The following is a 15,010-nucleotide window of genomic DNA, read 5'->3' on the forward strand; positions in this document are numbered from 1 at the left end:
CGGTGATCAGGCTGCTGATCAATCGCGGTGATAGTTCGGCGCTTCCTTCGTGATCTGCACGTCGTGCACGTGCGATTCGTTCATGCCAGCGGCGGTGATCTCCACAAACTGGCTCTTCTCGTGCCATTCGGCAATCGATGCGCAACCGCAGTAGCCCATCGACGAGCGAACACCACCCGTGAGTTGATGCACGATCGGCAACGCGGAGCCCTTGTACGGCACGCGGCCTTCGATACCTTCGGGCACCAGCTTGTCGACGTTGGCGGTGTTGTCTTCCTGGAAGTAACGGTCGGCAGCGCCATCCTTCATGGCGCCCACCGAGCCCATGCCGCGGTAGCTCTTGTACGAACGGCCCTGGAACAGGAACACCTCACCCGGGGATTCATCCGTACCGGCGAACATGCCGCCCATCATCACGGTATGTGCGCCGGCAGCCAGTGCCTTGGCAACATCGCCCGAGTAACGGATACCGCCGTCGGCGATGAGCGGCACGCCGGTGCCCTTGAGTGCTTCGGCCACATTGGACACGGCGAAGATTTGCGGCACGCCCACGCCAGCGACGATCCGCGTCGTGCAGATCGAGCCCGGGCCGATACCGACCTTGACGCCGTCTGCGCCATGGTCGACCAGCGCCTTGGCTGCCTCACCCGTGGCGATGTTGCCGCCAATCACCTGCACCTGCGGGTAGTTGTCCTTGATCCAGCGCACGCGGCTGAGCACGCCCTGGCTATGGCCGTGCGCGGTATCGACCACGATCACGTCCACGCCGGCCTTGACCAGCAGGTCGATACGCAAGTCGTTATCCGGGCCCACGCCCACGGCAGCACCAACGCGCAGCGAACCGCGCTCGTCCTTCGAAGCCAGCGGGTATTCGGTCGCCTTCTGGATATCCTTGACGGTGATCAGGCCGCGCAGCTCGAAAGCCTCGCCCACCACCAGCACGCGCTCCAGGCGGTGCTTGTTCATCAGGCGCTTGGCCTCTTCCAGCGAGGCGCCTTCCTTGACGGTGACGAGCTTCTCGCTCGGCGTCATCTTGGCGCGCACCGGGGCGTCCAGTTCTTCTTCGAAGCGCAAGTCGCGGTTGGTGATGATGCCCACCACCTTCGTGCCTTCCAGCACCGGGAAACCCGAGATGCCATGCTGCGCCGACAGCGCCATCACGTCGCGGATCTTCATGTCCGGACCGATGGTGATCGGATCGCGCAGCACGCCCGATTCGAAGCGCTTGACCTTGGCGACTTCGCGCGCCTGTTCTTCCGGCTTCAGGTTCTTGTGGACGATACCGATACCACCTTGCTGCGCCATGGCAATGGCGAGCCGCGCTTCCGTGACCGTATCCATGGCGGCGGACACGAGCGGAATGGCGAGTTCGATCGAACGGGTGAGCTTGGTGCGAAGGGACGTATCGCGGGGCAGGACGGCCGAGTAAGCCGGGACGAGCAGCACATCATCGAACGTGAGTGCTTTCTGGACAAGACGCATAGCCATTTCCTCTAGGCGCAAAATCGGATTATACGGGAATTTGCACCACCCTGTAATAACCCGTGCTATGCTCGATAAATTTTTCTTCGCGCACGCACCTCAAGCGCCCTGCGCCGCCAGCGGCCGCGCAGAATCAGCCTCGCGAGTGTTCGAATGGGAATTGGCGTATTGTGCGCCCTGCTGGCCGGGGCGATGTGGGGCATGGTCTTTATTGCGCCCCGCGCGCTGCCAGCGTTCTCACCCTGGGAACTGACCCTCGGACGCTACCTCGCCTACGGCGCCATCGCGGCCATTGCCGCCACCCCCATCCTCCCCCGCATTGCCCGCAAGATCACCCGTGCCGATTGCCTGGCGCTGATCAAGCAATCCTGCAGCGGCAACCTTGTCTATTACGTTCTGGTGGCGTTTGGCGTGCAACTGGCCGGAGTTGCGCCCACCTCGCTCATCATCGGCATCCTGCCCATCACCGTCACGGTGCTCGGCCGGCGTGACCACGGCGCCGTGCCGCTTTCCCAGCTGATCTGGCCGCTGCTGGTGGTAGCCGCAGGCATCGTGTGCATCAACATTGACTTGTTCGGCCATGATGGCACTGCGGCTGCAGCCAACGCTCGACCGATCTGGCAGCGCATCGCCGGCATTGCCTGCGCAGCCGGTGCGCTGGCCAGCTGGACCTGGTACGCAGTGGACAACGCGCGCTACCTGCAACGCAACTCGCATTTCTCGAGCAATGAGTGGTCAGCGCTGTACGGCATTTCGAGCGGCGTTCTGTCGACGGCCCTGACCGCAGTTGCCCTACTCGTGGCCGGCACCAGCTGGGCCAGCGGCGGCGGACGTGTCTGGGGCACGTTCTGGGCGGTGAACGCTGCCGTGGCACTGGGCGCGTCGCTGATCGGCAACAACCTGTGGAACATCGCCTCACGTCGGCTGCCGCTTACGCTGTCGGGCCAGATGATCGTGTTCGAGACGCTGTTTGCGCTGGCATATGGCTTTGTGTACGACGGGCGCTGGCCCCGCCCACTCGAAATCGCTGCAATCGCCTTGCTGATCGCGGGTGTCGGCTGGTCGGTGCGCTTGCACGCAGAAGACAAGTCTGCATAAACTGGGCGCCTTGCCGGGGGGCGAGTCGATGCGCCAAGCTGGGCCATCGGCCTACATCATCGAGTGGCGATCACGCCACCGGGCTCCCGTGCGCGTCGTGGGGCCGTCGTCGGGTCGGCCAACGCGCCGTCGGCAGGCCATCGAACGAGAACTCCATGAAACGACTGCACGTCCTGCTGCCCGCCACTGCTACCCCGCTTGTCACCCTCATCCTGGCCCTCGCCTGCCCGGCGGCCCAAGCACAATGGGCCTGGCAGTGGCGTGATGAGAAAGGCCTGATGGTGTACAGCGACGCGGCGCCGCCGCCGTCGGTGCCGCCCAGCCGCATCATCCGCAACCCGAACAGCCGCACCGCCACCGCGTATGAGGCAATGCCGGCACCGGCCTCCGGTGTCCAAGCGGCCTCCGCGCCCAAGACCGCCCAGCCCGCATCAAGCGTGGCGGCCGTCGACCCGGACGAAGCCCTGCGCAAACGCATGGCCGACCGCGCCAAGAAAGAGCAGGACGAAGCCCGGCAGGCAGAAGCCGCCCAGCGCAAGCAAGCCGAATGTGCTCGCCTGCGCAATGAAACCACCTATATGCAGGAAGGCCGTCGCATCGGCACCGCGCAGGCCGACGGTTCGATCGCCTATATGGATGACAACCAGCGCGCCGCCGCCGTTGCGCGCAACCAGGCAGCCCTCAGCGCCAACTGCAACTGACCGATTACGACTTGAGGACGTCGTCTTTGGGCGGCGCCTCGGGTGGCGCTCCATTACGCAGCCACTTCAGGCCTTCGCGCGTACCCGTTGCCCGCACCTTCTGTACACGGCGCCGGCGCGCCGTCTTCGGGTCGGCAATCAGCGGGCCCAGGATCTCCACCCGGTCCCGCGCGTGCAGCGGCGCATCTGGCGTCTTGCGCTTACCGTAGACGCCCAGCCGGCAAGTTTCGATCGCCAGATCAGTACCCTCTAACACGCCGGACATGCGCACGGCTTCGGCCAGCGTCGCATCGGCCGGAACCTGCACGCTCACCAGTCGCGGCGGCGTCACCGTCGCCAGGCAGACCATCACGTCAATCGGTTCAGGATTCGCCATAGACAATCTCGGCGCGCTTGACGAAGGAATCGACGAACGTGTTCGCAATCATGCTGAACACCGGGCCGATCAGCTTTTCCAGGATCACATTCGAGAATTCGTAGTGCAGGTGGAAATTGATCTTGCAGGCGTCAGCACGCAGCGGCGTAAACACCCAGAAGCCGGTGAAGCTCTTGAAAGGCCCGTCTGCGAACGTCATATCGATGCGGGTGGGCCGTGTTTGCACGTTGCGCGTGCGGAAGAACTGGTGGATGCCCTTGAAGGCGATGTCCACGCGCGCATCGAGCGACGTTTCCGTCTGCTCGTAGATTTCCACCCCGCCGCACCAAGGTAGGAAGTTCGGATAGTCCTTGACGTTGGTGACCAGGTCGAACATCTGTTCGGCCGAGTGGCCAATCAACACGGTTTTTTCAACGTCTGCCATGCGCCATCCGAAAGCTTTGCACGCCGCACGCCCGTAAGACACGCGGCGGATTTGTTAAACTCACCATTTTATCGCAGCGCATGCAGGGATCGTCACCCCCGGTGCGCTCACCGCACATTCCAACGTATGACCATCGCCGACAACAAGAAAGCCTTTTTCGATTACTTCATCGAAGAGCGCTACGAGGCAGGCATGGCACTCGAGGGCTGGGAGGTGAAGGCCATTCGCGCCAACCGTGCGCAGATCAAGGAAGGCTACGTCGTCATCCGCAACGCCGAGCTGTTCCTGATCGGCGCACACATCAGCCCGCTGCAATCGGCCTCCACCCACGTCAACCCCGACCCCGTGCGCACCCGCAAGCTGTTGCTGCACGCCGAGGAGATCAAGAAGCTGATCGGCAAGGTCGAGCAGCGTGGCTATACGCTCGTGCCGCTCAACCTGCACTACACGCGCGGCCGCGTGAAATGCGAAATCGGCCTCGCCAAGGGCAAGAAGCAATTCGACAAGCGCGAGACCGAGAAGGACCGCGACTGGCAGCGCGAAAAAGCGCGCCTCATGCGCGAGAAGGCCTAACCGAGGCCTTCCTCACCCCTACACCTTTAAGCGTTCGGCCGCTGTTGCTTCACGATCGTCAACGCTGACGCAATCATCGTGCTCAGGTCGCCCATGTTGCCCGGCACGATCAGCGTGTTGCCCTGCTTGGCAAGGTTGCCGAACGCGCTCACATACTCCTCCGCCACCTTCAGGTTGACCGCGTCGATGCCACCTTCGGTGCGGATCGCCAAGCCAATCTTCTGAATTGCCTGCGCGTTGGCCTCTGCCACCGCCAGAATCGCGGCCGCCTCGCCCTGCGCCTTATTGATGGCGGCTTGCTTCTCACCTTCCGATTTCTGGATGGCCGCCTCGCGCGCGCCTGACGCCAAGTTGATCTGCTCCTGGCGCTTGCCCTCCGATGCAGCGATCAAGGCACGCTTCTCGCGCTCGGCCGTGATCTGCGCCTGCATGGCATGCAGGATTTCCTTCGGTGGCGTCAGATCTTTGATCTCATAACGCAGCACCTTCACGCCCCAGTTGGAAGCCGCCTCATCCAGCGCGTTGACCACACTGTGGTTGATGAAGTCGCGTTCCTCAAAGGTCTTGTCCAGCTCCAGCTTGCCGACCACCGAACGCAGCGTCGTTTGCGCGAGTTGCGTGATGGCGATGACGAAGTTGCTCGAACCGTACGACGCCCGCATCGGGTCGGTCACCTGAAAGTACAGGATGCCGTCCACCTGCAGTTGTGTGTTGTCCTTAGTGATACAGATCTGGCTCGGTACGTCGAGCGGGATTTCCTTGAGCACGTGCTTGTAGGCCACGCGGTCGACGAACGGCAGCACGATATTCAGGCCCGGTGACAGCGTTGCGTGGTATTTGCCCAGCCGCTCCAGAATCCAGGCGTGCTGCTGCGGCACGATCTTGAACGATTGTGCAATCAGTACGATGGCGGCAAATAAAACGATGAGCGCGAGAGTCCCCAGCTCGAACATAGAACCTCCGGTTGTTGGTTTTGGGTGCTAAGGCTTAAGGCTTGGGCGCGACAACCAGCACGTTGCCGCGCACCTCGACGATGCGGAATTCACCACCTGAAGCGGTGACATCCGGCGCGAGTTCGACATCCCAGGCGGCGCCGCGATACTGCACGCGCGCACGGCGCTCAGGTGACCACGCATCCACGCGCAGCACCTCGCCGATGTCCAGATTGACGTTGCGATTGCGGGCGGCATCTTCGCGCGTCACGCGCCCGTAGCGCGTGCGCCGCAACCCCACGATGCCGAACACCGCCACGATGGCGGCCACGATGGCCTGCGCCGGAAACGCCAGTCCAACCAACGCCGCCAGACCACCGGCCAGCAGGCCGATCGCCACCATCAACAAGTAGAACGTACCCGTCATCAGCTCACCGATGACAAGCAGCACAGCCAGCGTGAACCAGACGATCTGTTGCGCCGACATGCTCCCTCTCCCAGAAAAAACCCCCGCGACGCTGCACGTCTGCGGGGGCATGTCGCTCGGCCCCCACCAGCGTTGGACGCCGCCGGGCACTTCGCGTTCTTGTCGGTGCGCGCCTCGGGGGGCGGGCACCGTTTCTACTTTACTGCAAGCTCAGGCCGAACCCAGTTTTTGCCACGTGTCGACCACCGAATCCGGGTTCAACGAGATCGACGAGATGCCTTCCTTGGCCAGCCACTCGGCAAAATCCGGGTGGTCGGACGGGCCCTGGCCGCAGATGCCGACGTACTTGTCCATCGACAGAGCCGTGGAGATGGCACGCTGCAGCATGAACTTGACTGCCGGGTCGCGTTCATCAAAGTCGCGGGCCAGCAATTCCATGCCGGAGTCCCGGTCCAGACCCAGCGTGAGCTGCGTCAGGTCGTTCGAGCCGATCGAGAAGCCGTCGAAATGCTGCAGGAACTGCTCGGCCAGGATCGCGTTGGACGGCACTTCGCACATCATGATCAGGCGCAGGCCGTTCTCGCCGCGCTTCAGGCCGTATTTGGCCAGCAGCTCGACGACCTTCTCGGCTTGGCCGAGCGTACGCACGAACGGCACCATGACCTCAACGTTGGTCAGGCCCATCTCGTCGCGCACGCGCTTCATGGCACGGCACTCCATCTCGAAGGCTTCTGCGAAGTCTTCAGCGATGTAACGCGAGGCGCCACGGAAGCCCAGCATCGGGTTTTCTTCGTCCGGCTCGTAGCGCGAACCACCTATCAGCTTCTTGTATTCGTTGGACTTGAAGTCCGACAGGCGCACGATGACAGGCTTCGGATAGAACGCGGCGGCGATGGTGGCGATGCCTTCGGCCAGCTTGTCGACGTAGAACGCGCGCGGGCTGGCATGGCCGCGGGCCACGCTTTCCACGGCCTTCTTCAGGTCGCTGTCGACCTGCGGATAGTCGAGGATGGCCTTCGGGTGAACGCCGATGTTGTTGTTGATGATGAATTCCAGACGGGCCAGGCCCACACCACCGTTCGGGATCTGGCAGAAGTCGAAAGCCAGTTGCGGGTTGCCGACGTTCATCATGATCTTGGTGCTGATCGCCGGCATTTCGCCACGCTGGACTTCCGTGATTTCGGTTTCCAGCAGGCCGTCGTAGATCTTGCCTTCGTCACCTTCCGCGCACGAGACCGTCACCAGGGTGCCATCCTTCAGCAGGTCGGTGGCATCGCCGCAGCCGACCACGGCCGGCACGCCCAGTTCACGCGCGATGATGGCCGCGTGGCACGTACGGCCACCACGGTTGGTGACGATGGCCGAGGCGCGCTTCATCACCGGTTCCCAGTTCGGGTCGGTCATGTCGGCGACCAGCACGTCGCCGGGTTGCACGCGTTCCATTTCGGCCGGATCGTTGATCACGCGCACCGGGCCCGTGCCAATCTTCTGGCCGATGGCGCGGCCGGTGGTCAGCACCGGTGCCGAGCCCTTCAGGCGGAAGCGCTGTTCAACCTTGCCGTGTGCCTGGCTCTTCACCGTTTCCGGGCGGGCCTGCAGGATGTAGATCTTGCCGTCCTTGCCATCGCGGCCCCACTCGATGTCCATCGGGCGGCCGTAGTGCTTCTCGATGATGACCGCGTACTGGGCCAGCTCCGTCACGTCAGCATCGCTGATGGAGTAGCGGTTGCGCAGTTCGCCCGGCACGTCGACGGTCTTCACGCGGCCAGCTTCGCCCGGCGCGGTGAATTCCATCTTGATCAGCTTGGAGCCGATCGAGCGGCGGATGATCGGGTACTGGCCGGCGGCCAGCGTCGGCTTGAAGACGTAGAACTCGTCCGGGTTCACGGCGCCCTGCACCACCGTTTCGCCCAGGCCGTAGCTGGAGGTGATGAAGACGACTTCCTGGAAGCCCGATTCGGTGTCGATCGTGAACATCACGCCCGACGCGCCGCAGTCCGAGCGCACCATACGCTGGATACCGGCCGACAGGGCCACCACGTCATGGGCGAAGCCCTTGTGCACGCGGTACGAAATCGCACGGTCGTTGTACAGCGAGGCGAACACGTGCTTGATCTTGTCGAGCACGTCGTCGATGCCGAGAACGTTGAGGTAGCTCTCTTGCTGGCCGGCGAACGAGGCGTCGGGCAAGTCTTCGGCCGTGGCCGACGAGCGCACTGCGAACGATGCCTCGGCACCTTCACGGGCGGACACGCGAGCGTACGAGTCACGGATTTCTTGCTCCAGGCGCGGCTGGAACGGTGCGGTGGCAACCCACTCGCGAATCTCCTTGCCGGCGACGGCCAGCGCCTTGACGTCGTCGACGTCCAGCGCGGCCAGGCGCTGCGAGATGCGCTCGGTCAGGTTGTTGTGTGCCAGGAAGTCACGGAAGGCCAGTGCCGTTGTGGCAAAACCGCCCGGAACGCGCACGCCGGCGCCGTCCAGCTGGGAGATCATCTCGCCCAGCGAAGCGTTTTTGCCGCCAACGACCTCAACATCGGTCATCCGCAGTTGCTCGAACGGCAGCACATAGGCGCCGTCTTGCGACAGGTTAGTCATACAAGTCCCTAAACAAAGTAAGAAAACCGGTCGGATACGTGCGGGGCATTGTTCTTGTCGTCTGGCCGCACGAATCGCTTGGCTAAATGATCCGGGGCGGCCGCTGTGACATTGTCTGGCAGGCGGCGGGCCCGAATTGCTTAGCGAAACGATCGCCGCTATTCTACCGTGCCGCAGCACGATTTCTTGCCTGCGTGCTGGAAAAACCCCTCGTTTTCGATGACCGACCTCGCCGCCGCATCTGCCACCCGCGCGGCCGTCCGCACTGTCTTTATCGTGTCGGATGGCACTGGGATCACCGCAGAAACCTTCGCCCACTCCATCCTGGCCCAGTTTGAGATGAAATTCCGCCAGGTGCGGATTCCATTTGTCGACACGGTCGAGAAAGCGCATGTGGCGGTCAGCAAGATCAACGAGGCATTCAATGCCGAGGGCGTTCGTCCGATCGTCTTCACCACGCTGGTGGATGCTGATGCCAATCAGATCGTCCATCGGGCCAAGGCCACCATCCTGGACATGTTCCAAACCTTCATCGAGCCGCTCGAGAAGGAACTGAACCTCAAGTCCACTCACGCCATCGGCCGCTTCCACCAGAACGCCGACACCGAGGCGTACAAGAACCGCATCGAAGCGATCAACTTTTCACTTGCGCACGATGACGGTCAGTCACACAAGAACCTGGCCGAGGCCGATGTGATCCTGGTGGGTGTGTCGCGCAGCGGCAAGACGCCGACCAGCCTCTACCTGGCGATGCAGTACGGGGTGAAATCGGCCAACTACCCGCTCATTCCGGACGATTTCGAGCGCGGCAAGCTGCCGTCGGTGCTGTACGACTACAAGAACAAGATTTTTGGCTTGTCGATCGACCCGCAGCGCTTGTCCGAAATCCGGAACGAACGTCGCCCAGGCAGCAAATACGCCGCCATTGAGAACTGCCGCTACGAGGTCAACGAGGCCGAATCGATGATGCGGCGTGAGGGCATCAAGTGGCTGTCGTCCACACACAAGTCCATCGAAGAGATTGCGACGACGATCCTGCAGGACGTCAAGATGGAGCGCGACAACTACTGAGCGTCACCCCCAGCAATGAAAACGGCCGGACTTGTACCGGCCGTTTTGCTTTTCCGGCGCGCGGCCGGGTCCGGGTTCAGGCGCGATCACGCACCCAGTTGCCGCCATGCGCAGCTGCTTGCGCTGCTGGCGAAGTAGCCAAGTAGGCCAGCGCCTGCTCGGTCGAGCCCTCATGATGCGGCGTGTAGCTGGGCCGGAAGTAGCGCAGCGCGGCCCCCAACATCTTCCAGAACGACGGCAGGCAATTGCGCCGCGAGCCATGCCACCAGCCGCGGATGAAGCCCGGAAACCGCCCCGCGCCCGGATCGCGCTTGTACATGAAGCGGAAGCCCGTGACCAGGAAGTACAGCAACAGCAGGATCGTGGTCAGCATGTGGAAGCAGCGTTCGAGATACGTGCCGCCCATGTGCCGGAAGATATCGAACGCCACGGTGCGGTGTTCGACCTCCTCGGCGCCGTGCCAGCGCAGCAGGTCCAGCATGACCGGATCGGCGCTGGCTGCGTCCAGCCCCTTGGCGTTGAGCACCCAGTTGCCCAGATAACCGAAGAAGTGTTCCAGCGCGGCGATGATGCCCAACTGCTGCCGCAGCCAGAAGCGCGTGTGGCCAATCTTCAGGCCGAGTGGCTGCTCGCCGAGCACCTTGGAGAACAACCAGTCCAGCCGCTTGGTGAACGGCTGGGTGTCGATGCCGTGATCCTTGTAGTAGTGCGTGAGCACGCCGCCATGCGAGCGCGAGTGGACAGCCTCCTGGCGCAGGAAACCCTCGGCGTCAGAGCGCAATTTTGCGTCGGTGATCTGCGGCATAGCCTTGTTGTAGACGCGGCAGAACCACAACTCACCTGCCGGAAACAGCAGGTTCAAGATGTTGATGATGTGCGTGCTGGACGGATCGCCGGGAATCCATTGGATGGGCGTTTCTTTCCAATCGAAGCGGACGTGGCGGGCCTTGATGTAGTAATCGGGCGCGGTCATGGTGGTCTCCTGTCGTTCTTGTGTGCGTGGGACGGGCTGCCGGCTCAATGCCCAGCCATGCTCACGCGTGCGATCAGCCGACTGAGCCATTGCGCATAGCGTGAGATGAAGCGCGACGAATGCGCCTCGATGCCAATCGTGACCACCGGCTTGTTGCGCAGCACGGCACGCAGCATGGCTTTGGCAACGGACTCGGGCTTCAGGCCGCGCAGTTGATAGAGCTTGGTCGCACGTGCGCGCAGTTGGGCCTGCTGCGCCTCGGTCGTGCCGGCGTAAACGGTGGAGGCCATGATTCCGGTCTCGGCAAAACCCGGGCAGATGGCCGATACGCCAATACCTTGCCCCGCCAGTTCGCCGCGCATGCACTCGGACAGCATCAGCACGGCGGCCTTGGTAGTCGCATACGCCGCGAGATCACGCGACGGAGCAAAAGCAGCGGCTGACGCGGTATTCAGGATGTGCCCGCCCTGCCCGCGCGCCACCATCTGCTTGGCGAACAGCCGTGCACCATGGATCACGCCCCACACGTTCACATGCAGGATGCGTTGCCAATCGCGCTCGGAGGTGTCGACAATGCCGCCGGCCATGCCGATGCCCGCGTTGTTGACGACGATGTCTGCGCCACCCAACTCCTTGCCGACCCAAGCGACCAGAGCCTCCATCTGCTCAGCATTGCCCACGTCAGCGACGCGTGCCCAAGCCTTGCCGCCGGCAAGGCGGATCAGCGTCGCGGTGCGTTCAGCGTCTTCTGCGCGAATGTCGACCGCGGCGATGGCCGCGCCCTGCTCGGCAAATTCCAGTGCCGCACAACGGCCGATACCGCTGCCCGCGCCGGTGATGACAGCCAGCTTGCCCGTGAGCGGTTTGCGTTCGCCATACTGGCGAGCACGCTGCAGCACTTCGGATTCCGGCTTGCCCTCAGCGTGCTCGATCAGCTCGCGCGCCATCTCGGCCATGCGCTCGGCATGCGTCACAGGCAGCCAGTGGCGCGCCACAACTTCGCGCCGCCAGTAGTTAGGCACCCAGCGCGACAGGTCTTCAGACAGCGCGGGGCTGACGTACTTGTCCAGCGTCGGCACGATCACCTGCACGGGTGCATGTGCGTAGCGCTTGCGCGGCGTGAACAGGCTGCGGATGAAGTTGGCGCGATACAGCGAGACGCCACGCACGCCATCAGCCGTTTGCGTGGCGCGCGGCACAATGGGGGTCTTCTCCACGCGACGCAGCACGCGCGGCCAGGCACGGCCCAGCCATAGGCGCCAGCTCAACTCCGGCACGATCGGCAGGTGGAACAGCAGCACGTACCATGAGCGCACAAGCTGCCCCAGCATCTTGCCCAGTGACGACGGCGTCGGCCGCAACAACCGCGCGCGCATCCAATGGCCCACGTGGTCCAAACATGGCCCCGAGCACGACGTGTATGACGCGACGCGCCCACGCAGGCGCTCCTCCGTCACGAACTCCCACGACTGGATCGAACCCCAGTCGTGCGCAATCAGGTGGACGGGCTTGCCCGGGCTGAGCGCATCGATGACGGCGATGAAGTCGTCGGTCAACTTGGCAAAGGTGTAATTGCGCATGCCCCTGGGCGCGCTCGATTGCCCCGCACCGCGCACGTCGTAGGCGATGACGTAGTAGTCGCGGACGAGCAGCGGTGCCATCTCGTGCCAGACCTCGCTGTTGTCCGGATAGCCGTGGACGAGCACAACGGTCGGGCGCGCTGGATCACCCCAGGTCTTGACGGCGAGAGCGACGTCGCCCGATTGCACCGTTCGCTCGGCACGTGGAAAAGCAGTAGCCGGCTCGAACAGCGCCAGCGGGGCCTCTTCAAGAAGCGTTTTCATCTGGGCCTCCGCGAGCGTCAGGCGGCGCGCTGCTGCGCAAGCTGGCGCTGCTGCGAGCGGCGCACGTGCGGCAGGTCATCGTCGAGCCAGTAGGCGTCGTCTTCGGTGATGACGAGCAGCTCTTCGAACTTGGCGCCCACGCCATGGAAGCCCAGGTGCGGCTCAACGGCCCACAGGCCGGGCACGGGTGCGTGCTCGGAGCGGCGGTCGATCGACCACAGTGGCGACCATCCCTCCTGCTTGCCGCTACGCACCTGGTCGAGAATCAGGTTGCGCGTGGCGTTCAGCCCGAAGCGCGCCACGAAACGCGGCTTGGATGGGCTGTCCAGCTTGGCCACGCGATGCGCCAGCACTTTGAACGGATAGGCCTTGTGGCGGGGCTCAACGCCCTGCTTCATGCAGAGCTGGTCAACCGCGCGCGCTACCTCGGCCATCGGGCGACGCTCGCGGATCAGGCGCACGATCAGCTCCCGGTGCGCCATCAGATCGTCCAGAAGTTGTTCGAGGATGGCGTTCTGGCCCAGACACGTGGCATAGCCCACATCGGCAATCACACCATTGCGCACCGGCGCCACGTCCAGGATGACCGGCATGTTCTCCTCCAGCCGCCGCGACGACGGGAAGAACGCCATGTTGAAACCCGCCATGTGCGTCAGACCCGAAAAACCCTGGAACGCCGTGCGATCGCCAAACCAGGCGAACGGTTTGTGCAGCCAGTCGTGCACGCCGCGATCACCCAACCACTCGGTGAGCAGCTTGGCCGCGTCTTTCTCGGTCATGCCCGGGCGCAGCATGCCTCCGACGGCCTCGACGCATTGATAGGCGAGTTGTTGGATTTCGCGAAACTGCGCGAGCTCGTCGACATTGACGCGCGCCAGGGCGGGGTTCGGCATTGCCGGTCTCCTTGAGGCTGGTTATCGAGGGGCGCTCAATGGCACCACGCCCAATGTTCCATTACTCAATGGCAAAGTCAATGCGGGACTTTTCTGGCGTTTGAAAACGCCGTGTGACCGGTAATCAACAGGAAAATGAGATCAGCCAGCGCGGCGCTGGCGTACCGCCTCGAACAGGCAGATGGCGGCTGCGGCAGCCACATTGAGCGATTCCATGCCGCCCGGCTGGGGAATCGTCACCGGCGTCGTCACGGCCGACAACCACGTGTCAGACACGCCCGCGCCTTCGTTGCCGAACACCCAGCCAACAGGTGCACCCAACGGCACATCGAAAACCGCCTGCTTGGCGTGCGACGACGTTGCCAGCAACGGCACCTGGAGGCGCGAATGCACGCTTTCGAACGTGCAATGCTCGACGATGTTCAGGTGGAAATGCGCACCCATCGCTGCGCGCAACGTCTTGGCCGACCACGCGAACGCGCAGCCTGCCGTCATGAACACATCGCGCACGCCCGCCGCCGCCGCGCAGCGCAGGATGGAGCCGACGTTGCCTGCATCTTGAATGCCGTCGAGGATCACACAATCGGCATCGATGGCATGCGGCAGATGGCCTTCCGGCGTTTCGATCAAGGCGATCAGATCCACGCCGTTGACAACCGTGGTGAGCTGAGAAAACAGGTTGTCGGCCAGCAGGATGATGGTCTGCTGATCGATGCGATCGAGCAGCGTTGCGACTTCCGGATGCGCGACATGGCGCTCTGAAACCAGAATCTGGTCCGGCGTATGGCCAGCATCCAGATAGGCGGCGACGAGGTGCACGCCATCCAGCACGGATTGCCCCGCGCGCCGGCGCTGCTGCGTCGAGCCCGACAGCGCCTTGAGGTGCTTGAACACCGCGTTATCGCGGGAAGTGATGTGCTTCATGAAAATCAGTTGTCCCAGGCAGGGCTGACATCGGCCCTGGTTGCGGGCTGCGCTTCAAGCGCACGGCGCACCGGTGCGAACGAACGGCGATGATGCGGCGTCACGCCATGCGCCTCAATGGCAGCCAGGTGCTGGGGCGTACCGTAACCGGCGTGCACGTCAAAACCGTACTGCGGAAACTCCGCATGCAGTGCAACCAACTGCCGGTCACGCGTGACCTTGGCAAGGATCGACGCCGCTGAAATCTCCTGCACCAGCGCATCGCCCTTGACGATGGCCTCCACGGCAAACGGCACCTGCGGGCAACGATTGCCGTCCACCTGCACAAGATCCGGCAACGTGCCTTTTGCTGCCACGCCCCGCACGGCGCGCTGCATGGCCAGCATGGTCGCATGCAGGATGTTGATGCGATCGATCTCTTCGACGGTCGCTTCAGCCACGTGCCAGGCGAGCGCCTTTTCGAGGATCTCGTCGTACAGCGCCTCACGCTTCTTGGCGGTGAGGATCTTGGAGTCGGCCAGCCCGGCAATCGGCTTGCGCGGATCGAGGATGACGGCCGCGGCCGTGACCGGTCCAGCCAACGGCCCACGTCCTGCTTCGTCCACACCGCACAGGATGCGTGCGCGCTCGCCTGCCGGCGCTTGCGACAGCAGCAGGCCGAGCTGATCCGGATTGGGTTTGCGGGAAGCCATGG

15 protein-coding genes are annotated in these 15,010 nt (G+C 63.4%); 4 read left to right on the forward strand and 11 right to left on the reverse strand.

All coding sequences use genetic code 11. The annotated features are described in order from the left end of the window. Positions 1 to 18 precede the first annotated feature (18 nt). A complete protein-coding gene (guaB, locus tag PI87_RS01115; protein WP_039595843.1) occupies positions 19 to 1,482 on the reverse strand; it encodes an IMP dehydrogenase in 1,464 nt (487 codons plus the stop codon). A gap of 153 nt (positions 1,483 to 1,635) precedes the next feature. On the opposite strand from guaB, the gene PI87_RS01120 reads away from it, so the two are divergent. Together PI87_RS01120 and PI87_RS01125 are read left to right on the forward strand one after the other, a co-directional pair. Next, positions 1,636 to 2,580: a DMT family transporter gene (locus PI87_RS01120; protein ID WP_039595844.1), complete on the forward strand. Its 945-nt coding sequence runs from the start codon at positions 1,636 to 1,638 to the stop codon at positions 2,578 to 2,580. Between the two features lie 155 nt (positions 2,581 to 2,735). After that, on the forward strand, positions 2,736 to 3,281 hold the full coding sequence (locus tag PI87_RS01125; protein ID WP_039595845.1) for a hypothetical protein: 546 nt from the start codon (positions 2,736 to 2,738) through the stop codon (positions 3,279 to 3,281). A gap of 4 nt (positions 3,282 to 3,285) precedes the next feature. On the opposite strand, the gene PI87_RS01130 is transcribed toward PI87_RS01125, so the two are convergent. Together PI87_RS01130 and PI87_RS01135 are read right to left on the reverse strand one after the other, a co-directional pair. Then, a complete protein-coding gene (locus PI87_RS01130) occupies positions 3,286 to 3,657 on the reverse strand; it encodes an RnfH family protein (RefSeq protein ID WP_039595846.1) in 372 nt (123 codons plus the stop codon). Next, the gene (locus PI87_RS01135) at positions 3,644 to 4,081 is read right to left on the reverse strand and encodes a type II toxin-antitoxin system RatA family toxin (RefSeq protein ID WP_039595847.1); all 438 of its coding nucleotides are present in this window, start codon (positions 4,079 to 4,081) and stop codon (positions 3,644 to 3,646) included. Before PI87_RS01135 ends, PI87_RS01130 begins: the two co-directional genes overlap by 14 nt. Before the next feature lie 126 nt (positions 4,082 to 4,207). Between PI87_RS01135 and smpB the strand changes: the two genes are divergently transcribed. Continuing rightward, complete coding sequence (gene smpB / locus PI87_RS01140) at positions 4,208 to 4,654, forward strand: SsrA-binding protein SmpB (RefSeq protein WP_004626709.1); 447 nt, start codon at positions 4,208 to 4,210, stop codon at positions 4,652 to 4,654. A 26-nt stretch (positions 4,655 to 4,680) separates the two neighbouring features. Here the strand turns inward: smpB and PI87_RS01145 are convergent, their stop codons facing one another. The 3 genes from PI87_RS01145 to ppsA all read right to left on the reverse strand — a co-directional run bounded on the left by PI87_RS01145 (position 4,681) and on the right by ppsA (position 8,611). Continuing rightward, a complete protein-coding gene (locus PI87_RS01145) occupies positions 4,681 to 5,607 on the reverse strand; it encodes an SPFH domain-containing protein (RefSeq protein WP_039595848.1) in 927 nt (308 codons plus the stop codon). A 34-nt stretch (positions 5,608 to 5,641) separates the two neighbouring features. After that, entirely contained in the window at positions 5,642 to 6,073 is a 432-nt protein-coding gene (locus PI87_RS01150) for an NfeD family protein (RefSeq protein ID WP_039595849.1), read from the reverse strand. A gap of 150 nt (positions 6,074 to 6,223) precedes the next feature. Beyond that, a complete protein-coding gene (gene ppsA, locus PI87_RS01155; protein WP_039595850.1) occupies positions 6,224 to 8,611 on the reverse strand; it encodes a phosphoenolpyruvate synthase in 2,388 nt (795 codons plus the stop codon). A gap of 219 nt (positions 8,612 to 8,830) precedes the next feature. Here ppsA and ppsR point away from each other — a divergent pair, with 219 nt between their 5' ends. Next, the gene (gene ppsR, locus PI87_RS01160; protein WP_039595851.1) at positions 8,831 to 9,682 is read left to right on the forward strand and encodes a posphoenolpyruvate synthetase regulatory kinase/phosphorylase PpsR; all 852 of its coding nucleotides are present in this window, start codon (positions 8,831 to 8,833) and stop codon (positions 9,680 to 9,682) included. Positions 9,683 to 9,758: 76 nt separating this feature from the next. Here the strand turns inward: ppsR and PI87_RS01165 are convergent, their stop codons facing one another. The 5 genes from PI87_RS01165 to rnhB all read right to left on the reverse strand — a co-directional run bounded on the left by PI87_RS01165 (position 9,759) and on the right by rnhB (position 15,008). Further along, a complete protein-coding gene (locus tag PI87_RS01165; protein WP_039595852.1) occupies positions 9,759 to 10,655 on the reverse strand; it encodes a metal-dependent hydrolase in 897 nt (298 codons plus the stop codon). A gap of 44 nt (positions 10,656 to 10,699) precedes the next feature. Continuing rightward, entirely contained in the window at positions 10,700 to 12,499 is a 1,800-nt protein-coding gene (locus PI87_RS01170; protein ID WP_039595853.1) for an SDR family oxidoreductase, read from the reverse strand. A 17-nt stretch (positions 12,500 to 12,516) separates the two neighbouring features. Further along, positions 12,517 to 13,392: a M24 family metallopeptidase gene (locus PI87_RS01175; RefSeq protein WP_039595854.1), complete on the reverse strand. Its 876-nt coding sequence runs from the start codon at positions 13,390 to 13,392 to the stop codon at positions 12,517 to 12,519. 141 nt (positions 13,393 to 13,533) lie between these two features. Next, positions 13,534 to 14,316: a TrmH family RNA methyltransferase gene (locus PI87_RS01180; protein WP_039595855.1), complete on the reverse strand. Its 783-nt coding sequence runs from the start codon at positions 14,314 to 14,316 to the stop codon at positions 13,534 to 13,536. Positions 14,317 to 14,321: 5 nt separating this feature from the next. Then, entirely contained in the window at positions 14,322 to 15,008 is a 687-nt protein-coding gene (gene rnhB / locus PI87_RS01185) for a ribonuclease HII (RefSeq protein ID WP_039595856.1), read from the reverse strand. Positions 15,009 to 15,010 lie beyond the last annotated feature (2 nt).

The sequence above is a fragment of the Ralstonia sp. A12 genome (assembly GCF_000801955.1).
Classification (GTDB): Bacteria; Pseudomonadota; Gammaproteobacteria; order Burkholderiales; family Burkholderiaceae; genus Ralstonia.